This is a genomic window from Sphingobium fluviale (assembly GCF_004122115.1).
GTDB lineage: Bacteria > Pseudomonadota > Alphaproteobacteria > Sphingomonadales > Sphingomonadaceae > Sphingobium > Sphingobium fluviale.
Window position 1 is genome coordinate 24,842 of sequence record NZ_SBKP01000015.1, and the last position, 13,364, is coordinate 38,205.

The following is a 13,364-nucleotide window of genomic DNA, read 5'->3' on the forward strand; positions in this document are numbered from 1 at the left end:
CACTTGCAGCCGTCTGTGGATGTGCAATCCCTTGGGTGCTCTTATCATTACTCCCACTCTCATTACTGTTGAAGTGGGTTTGGCCAGATGATCATGCACCGTCTGACATGGAAGGTTTGATCCTGATCTTTGTCGGCGTGGGGGTGTTGCAGTGTCTGTTTTTAAGTATTTGTGTTGGTGTCCCTGGTGCACTGCTCACTTTACAGTTTCTGCGGCGTAGACCATGACCTTCGCCGCCCAAATCCTCACCCTCTACCCGGAGATGTTCCCCGGCCCGCTCGGTGTCTCGCTCGCTGGCCGCGCGCTAAGCCAAGGCATATGGTCCTGCGATCCGATCCAGATCCGCGATTTCGCAGCGGATAAACATCGCACCGTTGATGATACGCCCGCTGGTGGCGGGGCGGGGATGGTGTTGCGGTGTGATGTGCTGGCGGCAGCGGTGGATCACGCCAGTGCGCTGCGCCCGGAAAGCCCCGTCCTCGCCATGACGCCGCGCGGCACACCCATCACGCAGCAAAGGATAAGGGAGCTGGCAGCGGGGCCGGGGCTGACGATCCTCTGCGGTCGGTTCGAGGGGTTTGACGAGCGCCTGTTCGAGGCCCGCCCGCATATCGAGCAAGTCTCGCTGACGGACATCATCCTCTCCGGCGGAGAGATGGCTGCGCTTACCATCCTCGATGCTTGCATTCGCCTGCTTCCTGGCGTAATGGGCGCCCCTTCGAGTGGAATCGAGGAAAGCTTTGAAAGCGGCCTCCTCGAATATCCGCATTATACCCGACCACCTGAGTGGGAGGGGCGCGCGATCCCTGAAGTGTTGCGATCGGGGGATCACGCGAAGATCGCCGCCTGGCGGAAACAACGGGCGGAGGATGATACACGGTTACGCAGGCCGGACCTTTGGGAGCGCCACAGGGGCGTTCGGGACTGACCTGCCTCTGGCGCGCGACGACAGACGAAGGAATAGAGGCATGAACCTCATACAGCAGATCGAAGCCGAGGAAATCGCCAAGGCATCCAAGGACATCCCGGAATTCCGCGCGGGAGACACGCTGCGCGTTGGCGTGAAGGTCGTCGAAGGCGAGCGCACCCGTATTCAGAACTATGAAGGCGTATGCATCGCCCGCTCCAACAAGGGCATGGGCAGCAACTTCACCGTGCGCAAGATGAGCTTTGGCGAGGGTGTCGAGCGCGTCTTCCCGCTCTATTCGCCCAATGTCGAGAGCATCACCGTGGTGCGCAAGGGCGTCGTGCGTCGCGCCAAGCTCTATTATCTGCGTGGCCGCACCGGCAAGCGCGCCCGCATCGCCGAGCGCCGCGACAATCGCCCTACCGAGGGCTGATCGCGCAAACGGAATTGCGTTTAAAAGGGCTCGCTCCTCCGCTGGAGCGGGCCTTTTTTATGGTGCGGGTGGCTGCCAGGTGGATACTACCGCGTCATAGTCCGGGCGGGGGCGCTCATCCTGCGGTTTGCCCAGCGTGCCGATGAACACAAAGCCTGCAATCTTCTCCGGCGCGGAACCGAAGGCATCACGCACCGCATTGGAGTAAGCTGGCCATGCAGTGAGCCAGCCGCCGGCAAAGCCGCTGGCGTGGACCGCATGGAGGAGGTTCATCGCCGCCGCGCCGGCCGATAGTTCCTGCTCCCACAGCGGGATATGGCTGTCTGGCCGTGGGCTGTACATGACCACGACGAGGCACGGTGCCTGATGCGCGAACTCGTGCATTGCCGCAATCTCAAGCCTGCCCGCATCGGGCTTTTCGGCGAGATAGGCGCTCTCCAGCAGTGTGGCGAGCGCATCGCGCTGATCGGGCTGCACGATCACGAAGCGCCACGGAAAGAGCTTTCCATGATCGGGGGTGCGCCCCGCGATCTCAAGAATCGTGCGCAGTTGCGCGTCATCCGGGCCGGGGGCAACAAGATCGCGCGGCTTGCCAGAGCGGCGGGTTTTCAGAAGGGCGAGCGGGGAGGAGGTGTCGTTGAACATCGCGTCATAGCTAAGGAATTGATAGCGAATATACAATGAGGCTTGGCTTTCAAATTTTGACGGCTAGGCTTGGCAAACACAGCGGGCGAGCGATCCTGCCCGCGCGCAACATACATAACAGGAACGATGGCCGATGGAGATCAAGGAACTGGCGCTCTGGAATGAGGGTGACTGGATTGCGGCCATCGCCGCTGTCGCGCTATTCGGGGTGCTGGCGTTCGGCCTGTCGCTGAGCAGGCGCAAATCCGCCGAGGTTCTGGGCCACCCCAGCGGGCTCTTTGTGCTGTTCTACGCCGAGATGTGGGAGCGCTTTTCCTATTATGGCATGCGCGCGCTGCTGATCCTCTATCTCACACAGTTCTGGCTGTTCACCGATGGCAAATCGGCGCTGATTTATGGCACTTATACCAGCCTCGTTTACATCACGCCTGTGCTGGGTGGGTATCTGGCGGATCGCTATCTCGGCCAGCGCAAGGCGGTGCTGTTTGGCGGTATCATCCTCGCGCTGGGACATGGGTTCATGGCGGTGGAAGGCATGCACGGCATAACCGACCCGGCGGTGAAGCAGGCCGATCCCGCCATCAATATCTTCTGGCTGGCGCTTGCGCTTATCATCGTCGGCTCCGGCTTCCTTAAGGCCAATATCTCGGTCATCGTCGGCCAGCTCTATCGCCTGACGGATGCGCGGCGCGATGGCGCCTATACGATCTTCTATATGGGCGTGAACGCGGGCGCGGCATTGGGCACGATATTGGTTGGCTATCTGGGCCAGACGATCGGCTGGTCATATGGCTTCGGGCTGGCTGGCATTGGCATGGTGATCGGCCTCATCATATTCGTGATGGGCAAGCCCGCGCTGATGGGCAAGGGCGAAGCACCCGCCCCGCTGGCGCGCACGCAGGAGTGGACGCTCTATGGGCTGGGCGCGCTCGCTGTGGTCGTAATATGGGCGCTGATTCAGTATCAGGATGTGATCCAGAGCCTGCTGATCGTCGCCGGCGTGGCAATGCTGGTCTATACGCTTTATGAAGCGCTCAAGCTGCCCAAGGAGCCGCGCGAGCGTATGTTCGCCATCCTGTTTCTGATCGCACTCAATCCGATATTCTGGGGGTTGTTCGAGCAGGCAGGCGGCAGCCTCAGCCTCTACACCGACAAGTTTGTCGACAAAGGCGGCGTGCCTACCAGCCTGTTTCAGTCGATCAACCCGATCTATATCGTGCTGCTCGGCCCTGTGTTTGCGGCATTATGGGTCTGGCTGGCGAAGCGGGGGTGGGAGCCATCCGCCCCGGCCAAGTTTGGTTATGCGCTGTTGCAGGTGGGGCTGGGTTTCCTTGTGTTCGTATGGGGTGCGCAAGGGGTTGGGGCAGGCGTGGCGACGCCGGTAGTGTTCGTGTTTCTGATCTTCCTCTTGCACACCATGGGTGAGCTGTGCCTCTCCCCCGTCGGGCTTTCGGCGATGAACCGGCTCGCGCCTGCGCACCTCGCCAGCTTCATTATGGGCGCTTGGTTTTATATGAGCGCTGTGGGCAATTTCATCGCGGGCAAGATCGGAGAGGCGACGGGCGGCGACAGCGGCGAAATGACCAAGGAGGCAACGCTCGCCATCTATGCGCAGATCGGCTGGATCAGCATCGGGGTTGCGGCGGGCGTGCTGGCGCTCGCGCCTGTAGTGCGGCGCTGGATGCATCTTGACGCGCTGCAAGATCGTTGACCCTTTCAGCTCCGCCTGCTTTTGGCTAAGCGGGGGAGGCGGCTTTTACGGCAGGAACAGCACAGCATATGAGCAGGACATATTTCGGAACCGACGGCATCAGAGGGCGAACCAACCAGTGGCCGATGACCGCCGAACTGGCTATGAAAGTCGGCATGGCGGCGGGCCAGCATTTCCTGCGCGGCAGCCATCGTCACCGGGTCGTGATCGGCAAGGATACGCGGCTTTCGGGCTATATGGTGGAAAACGCGCTGGTGGCCGGGTTTACGTCCGTTGGCATGGATGTGGTGCAGTTCGGCCCGATCCCGACGCCCGCCGTGGCGCTGCTGGCGCAATCCATGCGCGCGGACCTGGGCGTGATGATCTCCGCCAGTCACAATCCGTTTCAGGATAATGGCATCAAGCTGTTCGGCCCGGATGGGTACAAGCTATCTGACGAAGACGAGACGAAGATCGAGGCGCTGATCGAGGCGGAGATTGCGCTGGCTGCGCCGCAGGATATTGGCCGGGCGCGGCGGGTGGAGGATGCGCGCGGACGCTATATCCACGCCGTGAAATCGAGCTTTCCGGCTGATCTGCGGCTGGATGGCCTGCGGATCGTGGTCGATTGCGCCAATGGGGCAGCCTATCAGGTCGCGCCTTCGGCTTTGTGGGAGTTGGGGGCGGAAGTCATCGCCATCGGCGTGACGCCCAATGGCATGAACATCAATGATGGCTGCGGCTCTACGTCGCCCTTGCTGTTGCAGGAGACGGTGGTGTCGGCAGGCGCGGACATCGGGATCGCGCTCGATGGCGACGCGGACCGGCTCATCATCGTCGACGAGAAAGGCCAGATTGTCGATGGCGACCAGATCATGGCGCTGATCGCTTCGCGCTGGGCGGAGGAGGGGCGGCTCGCGGGCGGCGGCCTTGTCGCCACGGTGATGTCTAACCTGGGGTTGGAGCGGTTTTTGAAGGCGCGAGGCATTGACCTCGTGCGTGCGAAAGTAGGGGACCGTTATGTGCTGGAGGCCATGCGCGCGGGCGGATATAATGTCGGCGGCGAGCAATCCGGCCATATGATCCTCACCGATTATGCGACGACTGGCGACGGCACCATCGCCGCGCTTCAGGTGCTGGCCGCACTGGTCCGCTCTGGCAAGCGGGCGAGCGAGCTGATGCACCAGTTCGACACTGTGCCGCAGCTTTTGAAGAATGTGCGCTTTTCGGGCGGAAAGCCGCTTGATCACGCCGATGTTCAGCGGGTGATCGCGCAGGCTGAAGCGGAGCTGAACGGCACGGGCCGCCTCGTCATCCGTCCTTCGGGCACGGAGCCGGTCATCCGAGTGATGGCCGAGGGGGATAGCGCCGATCAGGTTAAGGACGTGGTGGAACGCATCTGCGCTGAGGTTGCGCGGGTGGCCGCCTGATGCTGGAGATGCGGCCTGATTGCGAGCGATGCGGGCTTGAGCTTCCGGCTGATGCTGGCGGCGCGTTCATCTGTTCGTTCGAATGTACCTTTTGCGCCGAATGTGCCGAGGCGCTGGACGATCGCTGCGCGAATTGCGGCGGCGAGTTGCTCGATCGGCCGACGCGGCGCGGCAAGGCTCTGAAAGAGAATCCGGCCTCCGCAGTACGTTACTACAAGGGATGAGTATCGTCTTCCCCATGCCCCTGCCATCCCCGCGCATGCGGGGAGGCAATAATTTTCGAGTTTCGCGCAGAGACCGCAAAGGATGCAGAGATGTCGCTCAGTGTCTCTGTGTTCTCTGCGCCTCTGCGCGAATAATTTATAGATGATTGCCCGCGTCCTCATCATCGCCGGGTCTGACAGTGGTGGCGGTGCAGGCATACAGGCGGACATCAAGGCCGTCTCCGCGCTCGGCGGCCATGCGATGACCGCGATCACCGCGATTACCGCGCAAAATACGTGCGGCGTGAGCGGCGTGCATCCTGTGCCCACCGATATGGTTATCGCGCAGATTGACGCCGTGCTGTCTGACATCGGCACGGATGCGGTGAAGATCGGTATGATCGGCTCTGCTGAAACTGCGCATGCGGTGGCGGATCGGCTGGAGGGGCTGTCTGGCATCCCCATCGTGTTCGACCCTGTTATGGTGGCGACGAGTGGCTCTGCGTTGGCGGATGAAGCTACAGTCGCCGCTTTCGGCCGACTGATGCGCATCGTGACGCTGACGACGCCCAATCTGCCGGAGCTGGCGGCGCTAGGCGGAGAAAGCGCCGTACTTGCGTACGGCTGCGCGCTGCTTGTGAAGGGCGGGCATGGGGCGGGCGATCTGCTTACCGACCGGCTGATCGAGGCCGATGGCACGGAAACGATCTGGCAGGATGCGCGCATAGACACGCCGCATACACATGGCACAGGCTGCACATTGGCGAGCGCAATCGCGGCGGGGTTGGCTCAGGGGATGCGCCTGCCCGATGCCGTATCGCGCGCGCGCATGTATGTCCGCGCGGCCTTATCCTGTGCGCCGGGGCTGGGGCAGGGGCATGGCCCGATGGGGTTTCCTGTCGTGCCGTTCTCTGCATGATCGCCGGGGTTGACGAGGCCGGGAGAGGGCCGCTGGCTGGCCCGGTGGTCGCCGCGGCCGTCATCCTCAATCCTGCGGACCCCATCATCGGGCTGGATGACAGCAAGAAGCTCACCTCCCGCCGCCGCGCCACGCTCGAAGCAGAGATCCGCGCCCGTGCGCTGCATATCGGTGTGGGGCAAGCGAGCGTGGAGGAGATCGACGCGCTCAATATCCTGCAGGCGACCTTCCTCGCCATGACCCGCGCGGTTCAGGCGCTGGGGCGCGAGCCTGCGCATATCCTCGTGGATGGCAACCGCCTACCGAAATGGCGATACAAGGCCGAGGCGGTGGTGGGGGGCGATGCGCTGCACCCGTGCATCTCCGCTGCGTCGATCATAGCCAAGGAAACGCGCGATCGGATCATGAAGCAAGCGGCGCTGGCGCATCCGCACTACGGGTGGGATCGCAATATGGGCTATGGCAGCGCGGCGCATATGGCGGCATTGGAGCGGCATGGGCCATGTGCGTTGCATCGCACGAGTTTTGCCCCGGTCAGGGATCTGCTGGCAAAACAATAATAAATTTGCGGCGGGCTTTACCACTGAGTCTTTTGTGCCACACCCCCATATATTGAGTCCCGTCGAATCCCGGTGACTCAATATCTGTCCCTGTTCCCGTTTCGGACCTCAGGCCTGCATCAGATAACCGAAAATTAACGATGTTTACCGAACTTGACGCGCGGATTCCGAGGATTCATGCCGGGCGTTCGAACAGTTCGGGGGAAATATCATGGGTGTGTTGGAACGGGTAGACAGGCGCAAGGCGAAGGCAGTGGCAATCGCTGTGCCGGAGGTCGCGCTCGAGACGGATCGGTTGATCCGTGGCGATTGCATCGCCGCTATGCGAGCGCTTCCCGATGCCTGCGTCGACATGATCTTTGCCGATCCGCCCTATAACCTCCAGCTTGGCGGCGACCTCTCCCGCCCCGATGGCAGCCATGTCGATGCCGTGACCGACGCGTGGGACAAGTTCGACAGCTTTGCCGCCTATGACGCCTTTACGCGCGATTGGCTGCGCGAAGCGCGGCGCATATTGAAGCCCACAGGCACGCTCTGGGTGATCGGCAGCTATCACAATATCTTCCGCGTCGGTGCCAGTCTGCAGGATCAGGGCTTCTGGATCCTCAACGACATTATCTGGCGCAAGGCGAACCCGATGCCCAATTTCAAAGGCACCCGCTTCACTAATGCGCATGAGACGCTCATCTGGGCGAGCCAGAGCGAGAAGGCGAAATATACCTTCAACTATCGCGCGATGAAGACGCTGAACGATGAGCTGCAGATGCGCTCTGACTGGGTGCTGCCCATCTGCGGCGGGCAGGAGCGGTTGAAAAAGGGTGGCACCAAGGTTCACCCGACGCAGAAACCGGAAAGCCTGCTGTATCGCGTCATGCTCGCCTGCACCAAGCCGGGCGATGTGGTACTCGATCCCTTCTTCGGCACCGGGACGACCGGCGCGGTCGCCAAGCGGCTTGGCCGCAAGTGGATCGGCATCGAGCGCGAGGAGAGCTATATCGAGGCGGCGCTGGAACGGATCGAGGCGGCGCTACCGCTCGATGAGAGCGCGGTCGCGATCATGCAGACGCCGCGCCAGGCGCCCAAGGTCGCGTTCGGCACTCTGGTAGAGACGGGCCTGCTTAGCCCCGGCGCGACGCTATGCGATACAAAGCGCCGCTGGAAGGCTGTGGTGCGCGCGGATGGTTCGCTGGAATGTGAAGGCGAGACCGGCTCTATCCATGGCCTTGGCGCCAAGCTGCAAGGCGCACCGAGTTGCAATGGCTGGACATTCTGGCAGGTGGATAGCGCGGACGGCCTCAAGCCGCTCGATACGCTGCGCCAGAACTATCTGTTGGCGACGGAACCTTGAGCTAGAGCATCGTGCGCAAAAGTGGGAACCGGTTTTGCCTTAAAACGATGCAACAAAACAATAACCGAGAGCGCGCTGACTGATCCAGATGTAACGCAGCGCGCTCTATCAGCCGCGCACATTTTTCATATTTTTGAGGAAGGCGGCTTTTCTGCCTGATAGGGCAAAACCGCAAGAAATGGCGCGAGTGACGGGGCTCGAACCCGCGACCTCCGGCGTGACAGGCCGGCGCTCTAACCAACTGAGCTACACCCGCGCATCAGGTGTGGAGGGGCCAGCTATCGGATGGGGAGGGTGCTGTCAACACCCGCCGCGTAATTAATGCTGAAAGGCTTTCAAGCCCTCCATCGCCCTGTCTCCATCCACTGCAAGAGCGGCTTTAGCGGCATGATCCAGATGATGCCGCTCACCACATAAACCGGGATCTGCGCCCAGCCGGGCAGGCGGGCCAAAGGCTCGGACAGGCTGCCGATGATGAACGCCCAAAGCGCGATAAGACCCAATATGGCAAACATGCCCGCAGGCTTGCGCCAGCTTGGCGGGGGAGGGGCGCCGATCATGCGGAAGCCTCTATCAGGCTGCGCTCGGTGATGACAAGGTGCAGCGGCATATCCCACGGATCGGCGGGTACGGTGTCAACCTCTTGCACCGACCATGCGAGGCCGATGCGCAACGCATGCTCATAGCGGGCGAAGGCGCGGTCATAATAGCCGCCGCCTTGCCCCAGCCGCATCAGCCGCGCGTCAAACGCCAGCAGCGGCGCAATGATAGCATCAGGGTGGCATAGCGACGCTTCTTGTGAGGGATTGCGGGTGCCGAAGGGGCCGTCCTCCAGTGGTTCACCCGGTGACCACGCACGAAACTCCATCGTGCCCATCCGATCCACCGCGCGCGGCAAGCACAGAGTCTTGCCCTCCGCAATCAGCGATTCGGCAAGGCGCAGAGCGGGGGCTTCGTCGTTCACTGGGGCGTAAAGAGCTATCGTCTGCCGGCCCGCCAGCAGCGCACGCACCGGGCTAGGCAGCGCATGAAAGGCGAGGCGGTGGGCCATCTGGTCCAGCCCCTCCACAAACGCCGCGCGCGTAGCACGAGCGGACAGGCGCAGGGCGGACTTGTTCTGTTGGTCGTTCAAAATGTGCCCCGGCGAAATGTTGGTATTCTGTTCAGACGGAGCCGAAAAGTGTGATGTTCGAGCACCGGAGCGCAGCGTGCTCAAATGCACGTGAGCACCGGAGCGCAGAAGATCGCGCTTTGCAGGCCCGTATCAACGGAATGGCGGTTGGCGGGACCGCCGTGGTCGTTTGCCGGAATATCCTCTGACGCCTCAACGTCAGGTGGGGACCATATATGTCGGGCCAGGACCCGCACAGGGACAGCCCCCTAGGAAGTGATATCGCCTCAGGGATGTTCGCAAAGGCTCGTGCCGGGCAGTACCCGCCGCTGCCCTATCTAGGGTAAGGCAGGCGTTCCCGCAAGCTTTTGCGCTAAAGTTTCGATGCGCGCCGCAATGGCATCGAGCTTTGCGGCGGCACCCTGTTCGTCGGCATGAGCCGATGCAAGCGGCAGATCGAGCGCGCCCTGCGCCATGCCCTGCGCGTGCAGATCGTTCAGCTCGTCTGCCAGCAGGATAGCCGCGAACAACAGCTGCCGAACTTCGGTGAGGCCGGGAGAGGCCCGGCGCGCCACGCTCGTCTTTTCATCGATGATCGCGGCAAGGCGGCGCAGCTGGGCTTCCTCGCCGTCGCGGCAATGCACATCATAATGGCGGCCAGCAATATCGAGCGTGACTTCAGCCATTGCGCCCTCCATTGAGCGCTGCGATCAGACCGTCCAGCTCTTCGAGTGCCTCACGAACAGCGGCGTCTTTCCGTGCGGCCAGCGCAAGCGTCTGTGCATCGCGCCCGGCAAGGGCTGTTTCAGCGGATGCAACTGCGCGGTCTAGTCGGTCGATGGCGTCATGAAGGGAGCTGTTTGGCATGGGCTGGTCATAGCAACATCTACGAAGCCCGCACAAGCACCCAGATTTCGTCGATTTCGGCTGGACAAAGCCGGAATGAAGCCCGGAATGATGGTTGCCGTGGTTGACGACTCACGGATAGCGGGACAAAGGAACCGCGCAAGCAGCGACTCGCGCAAGCGCGAACGCATCCGCCAACCCGCGAAGATAAGGCACCCGTCCGATGAGCATTTCCGAACAGACGATGGCCAACGCGATCCGGGCGCTCGCTATGGATGCGGTGCAGGCGGCAAACAGCGGCCACCCCGGCATGCCGATGGGCATGGCTGATGTTGCTACAGTCCTGTTTCGTGATTTCCTGAAGTTCGATGCCACCGCGCCGCACTGGGCGGACCGGGACCGCTTCGTACTTTCCGCCGGCCATGGCTCGATGCTGATCTACGCGCTGCTGCACCTATCCGGCTATGCGCGCCCGACGATGGACGACATCCGCAACTTTCGCCAGTTGCACAGCCCTTGCGCGGGCCATCCTGAAAATTTCGAGCTGCCGGGCGTGGAATGCACCACCGGGCCACTGGGGCAGGGGCTGGCGATGGCGGTCGGCATGGCGATGGCCGAGCGGCATCTGAACGGGGTATTCGGTGACGATCTGGTCGATCACAAGACATGGGTGATCGCGGGTGACGGCTGCCTGATGGAGGGCATCAACCATGAGGCGATCGGCCTTGCCGGGCATCTGAAGCTCGGCCGCCTGAACGTGTTGTGGGACGACAACCGCATCACCATTGACGGTGATGTGAATATGTCGTCGAGCGAGGATATCAAGGCGCGCTATGTCGCGACCGACTGGCATGTGGTGAGCTGTGACGGGCATGATTTTGCGGACATCCGCCGCGCGCTTTCTGAAGCCGCCGCCGATCCCCGCCCGTCGCTGGTGGCCTGCCGCACGATCATCGGCAAAGGTGCGCCCAACAAGCAAGGCGGCCACAGCGTGCATGGTTCGCCGCTCGGCGGAGACGAGATTGCCGCTGCGCGCGCCGAGCTGGGCTGGGCGCATGCGCCGTTCGAGATTCCGGCAGACATCAAGGCCGAGTGGGAGCTTGCGGGCAAGCGTGGCGATGCGGCCCGTGCCGAATGGGAAGCGCGGCTTGCTGCTTCCGCCAACAAGGCGGAGTTTGAGCGCCGCATGGCGGGCGAATTGCCCGATGGTGATCTGGGCCTCAAGAGCTATATCGACGGCCTGCTGGCGGACCCCAAGAAAGTCGCCACCCGCAAGGCATCGGAAATGGCGCTGGAAGTGCTGACCGCCGCTGTGCCGGAGATGGTCGGCGGTTCGGCGGACCTAACCGGCTCCAACAATACCAAGACCAAGGCGACCACGCCGTTCGGGCCGGAGAGCTACGACGGCCGCTATGTCTATTACGGCATCCGCGAGTTCGGCATGGCCGCCGCGATGAACGGCATGGCGCTGCACGGCGGCATCATTCCCTATGGCGGCACCTTCCTGGTGTTCTCAGACTATTGCCGCAACGCGATCCGCATGTCCGCGCTTCAGCGTCAGCGGGTTGTATATGTGCTGACGCATGACAGCATCGGCCTCGGCGAAGATGGCCCGACGCACCAGCCGATCGAGCATATCATGTCGTTGCGTATGATCCCCAATCTGGAGGTGTTCCGCCCGGCCGACGTGATCGAGACGGCGGAGTGCTGGGAGCTGGCGCTACGCAACGAAAACACGCCCTCGGTGCTGGCTCTGACCCGACAGAACCTGCCCCAGTTGCGCACGGAAGCAGCAGAAAACCGCTGCGCGCGTGGTGCATACCGGTTGTTCGCGTCCGGTGAAGACCGCAAGGTCGTGATCATCGCCACGGGCTCCGAAGTCGAAATCGCGATGGCTGTAGCGCTCAACCTTGAGACGCACGGCATCGGCGCGGATGTTGTCTCGATGCCGTCATGGAACCGCTTTATGGCGCAGCCTGCCAGCTATCGTGACGAGATATTGCCGCACAATGTGCTGCGCGTCTCGATCGAGGCAGGAACCACTTTCGGCTGGGAAGCGATCACCGGGATCAACGGCTTGCGTTTCGGCATTGACACTTTCGGCGCATCCGCGCCCATAGAGGCGCTGTACGACCATTTCGGCCTGACGGCGGACAAGATCACGCCGCAGATCGTTGCGGCACTGAACGATTAAACGGATAGTGAATAACAAGCAGGAGCTAGAACAGTGGCTGTCAAAGTAGCAATCAATGGTTTTGGCCGCATCGGCCGTCTCGTCGCCCGCGCGATCCTCTCGCGCACGGATCATGACCTGGAACTGGTCAGCATCAACGATCTGGGCGATGCCAAGACCAACGCACTGCTGTTCAAGCGTGACAGCGTGCACGGTAATTTCGCCGGCACGGTCGAGGTCGACGGCACCGACCTTATCATCAACGGCAAGCGTATTCAGGTGACCGCAGAGCGCGATCCCGCGAACCTGCCCCATGCCGCCAATGGTGTGCAGATCGCTCTGGAATGTACCGGCATCTTTGCCGACAAGGCGAAGGCATCGGCCCACCTCACCGCTGGCGCCAAGCGCGTGGTCATCTCTGCCCCCGCAACCGGCGTGGACAAGACCATCGTGTTCGGCGTCAACCACGACGCGCTGACCGCAGACGATATCGTGATCTCGAACGCGAGCTGCACCACCAACTGCCTCGCCCCGCTGGCGAAGGTTCTGCATGACGCCGTGGGCATCGAAAAGGGCTTCATGACCACGATCCACAGTTACACCAACGATCAGAACACGCTGGATCAGCTGCACAAGGATATGCGCCGCGCTCGTGCCGCCGCTGTCTCGATGATCCCGACCACCACTGGCGCAGCCCGCGCCGTGGGTGAGGTTCTGCCTGAACTGAAGGGCAAGCTCGATGGCTCGTCTGTCCGTGTGCCGACGCCGAACGTCTCGGTGGTGGACCTGAAGTTCATCTCCAAGCGCGCAACGACTGTTGACGAGGTAAACGGCCTGCTGAAGGCGGCTTCAGAGAATGGCCCGCTGAAGGGCGTGCTCGGCTATTCGGATGAGCCGCTGGTTTCGATCGATTACAACACCGATCCGCGCAGCTCGACCGTGGACAGCCTCGAAACGGCGGTGATCGATGGCAACCTCGTTCGCGTCCTCTCCTGGTATGACAATGAATGGGGCTTCTCCAACCGCATGATCGACACATCAGGCGTGGTGGCGAAGTTCCTCTGATCTGAATACTCAACCGCCCGCTCGTCACCAGACC

General features: G+C 62.1%; 15 protein-coding genes and 1 tRNA gene. 10 read left to right on the top strand and 6 right to left on the bottom strand.

From position 1 onward, the window contains the following. Positions 1-223: 223 nt before the first annotated feature. Entirely contained in the window at positions 224-928 is a 705-nt protein-coding gene (gene trmD, locus EQG66_RS12950) for a tRNA (guanosine(37)-N1)-methyltransferase TrmD (protein WP_129405020.1), read from the top strand. Positions 929-968: 40 nt separating this feature from the next. Further along, positions 969-1,340: a 50S ribosomal protein L19 gene (gene rplS / locus EQG66_RS12955; RefSeq protein WP_129405021.1), complete on the top strand. Its 372-nt coding sequence runs from the start codon at positions 969-971 to the stop codon at positions 1,338-1,340. Between the two features lie 57 nt (positions 1,341-1,397). Here rplS and EQG66_RS12960 read toward each other — a convergent pair whose 3' ends face one another. After that, positions 1,398-1,985, bottom strand: a complete 588-nt coding sequence (locus EQG66_RS12960) for a nitroreductase family protein (protein ID WP_129405047.1) — start codon at positions 1,983-1,985, stop codon at positions 1,398-1,400. A gap of 133 nt (positions 1,986-2,118) precedes the next feature. Here EQG66_RS12960 and EQG66_RS12965 point away from each other — a divergent pair, with 133 nt between their 5' ends. The 6 genes from EQG66_RS12965 (at position 2,119) to EQG66_RS12990 (ending at position 8,135) form a co-directional block, all read left to right on the top strand. Next, positions 2,119-3,696 (top strand): peptide MFS transporter, encoded by a 1,578-nt coding sequence (locus tag EQG66_RS12965; protein WP_425470251.1) that lies wholly within the window; start codon positions 2,119-2,121, stop codon positions 3,694-3,696. Between the two features lie 68 nt (positions 3,697-3,764). Continuing rightward, on the top strand, positions 3,765-5,105 hold the full coding sequence (gene glmM, locus EQG66_RS12970; RefSeq protein WP_129405022.1) for a phosphoglucosamine mutase: 1,341 nt from the start codon (positions 3,765-3,767) through the stop codon (positions 5,103-5,105). Beyond that, positions 5,105-5,329 (top strand): DUF1272 domain-containing protein, encoded by a 225-nt coding sequence (locus EQG66_RS12975; RefSeq protein ID WP_129405023.1) that lies wholly within the window; start codon positions 5,105-5,107, stop codon positions 5,327-5,329. Before glmM ends, EQG66_RS12975 begins: the two co-directional genes overlap by 1 nt. 142 nt (positions 5,330-5,471) lie before the next feature. After that, complete coding sequence (thiD, locus tag EQG66_RS12980) at positions 5,472-6,227, top strand: bifunctional hydroxymethylpyrimidine kinase/phosphomethylpyrimidine kinase (RefSeq protein ID WP_129405024.1); 756 nt, start codon at positions 5,472-5,474, stop codon at positions 6,225-6,227. After that, positions 6,224-6,787 (top strand): ribonuclease HII, encoded by a 564-nt coding sequence (gene rnhB / locus EQG66_RS12985; protein WP_129405025.1) that lies wholly within the window; start codon positions 6,224-6,226, stop codon positions 6,785-6,787. The genes thiD and rnhB overlap by 4 nt, the downstream gene beginning before the upstream one ends. A 211-nt stretch (positions 6,788-6,998) precedes the next feature. After that, positions 6,999-8,135, top strand: coding sequence for a site-specific DNA-methyltransferase (locus tag EQG66_RS12990; protein WP_129405026.1), 1,137 nt, complete (start codon positions 6,999-7,001; stop codon positions 8,133-8,135). 179 nt (positions 8,136-8,314) lie between these two features. On the opposite strand, the gene EQG66_RS12995 is transcribed toward EQG66_RS12990, so the two are convergent. The 5 genes from EQG66_RS12995 to EQG66_RS13015 form a co-directional block, all read right to left on the bottom strand. Beyond that, a tRNA-Asp gene (locus tag EQG66_RS12995) sits at positions 8,315-8,391 on the bottom strand. Positions 8,392-8,470: 79 nt separating this feature from the next. Next, complete coding sequence (locus EQG66_RS13000; protein WP_129405027.1) at positions 8,471-8,695, bottom strand: DUF2842 domain-containing protein; 225 nt, start codon at positions 8,693-8,695, stop codon at positions 8,471-8,473. After that, the gene (locus EQG66_RS13005; RefSeq protein WP_129405028.1) at positions 8,692-9,267 is read right to left on the bottom strand and encodes a 5-formyltetrahydrofolate cyclo-ligase; all 576 of its coding nucleotides are present in this window, start codon (positions 9,265-9,267) and stop codon (positions 8,692-8,694) included. The genes EQG66_RS13000 and EQG66_RS13005 overlap by 4 nt, the downstream gene beginning before the upstream one ends. Positions 9,268-9,584: 317 nt before the next feature. Beyond that, positions 9,585-9,932 (bottom strand): cell division protein ZapA, encoded by a 348-nt coding sequence (locus EQG66_RS13010; protein ID WP_129405029.1) that lies wholly within the window; start codon positions 9,930-9,932, stop codon positions 9,585-9,587. Next, positions 9,925-10,113, bottom strand: a complete 189-nt coding sequence (locus EQG66_RS13015; RefSeq protein ID WP_129405030.1) for a hypothetical protein — start codon at positions 10,111-10,113, stop codon at positions 9,925-9,927. The genes EQG66_RS13010 and EQG66_RS13015 overlap by 8 nt, the downstream gene beginning before the upstream one ends. Before the next feature lie 202 nt (positions 10,114-10,315). On the opposite strand from EQG66_RS13015, the gene tkt reads away from it, so the two are divergent. Both tkt and gap read left to right on the top strand, forming a co-directional pair. Next, positions 10,316-12,286: a transketolase gene (gene tkt / locus EQG66_RS13020; RefSeq protein ID WP_129405031.1), complete on the top strand. Its 1,971-nt coding sequence runs from the start codon at positions 10,316-10,318 to the stop codon at positions 12,284-12,286. 33 nt (positions 12,287-12,319) lie between these two features. Next, on the top strand, positions 12,320-13,330 hold the full coding sequence (gap, locus tag EQG66_RS13025; RefSeq protein ID WP_129405032.1) for a type I glyceraldehyde-3-phosphate dehydrogenase: 1,011 nt from the start codon (positions 12,320-12,322) through the stop codon (positions 13,328-13,330). The last annotated feature ends 34 nt before the right edge of the window (positions 13,331-13,364 follow it).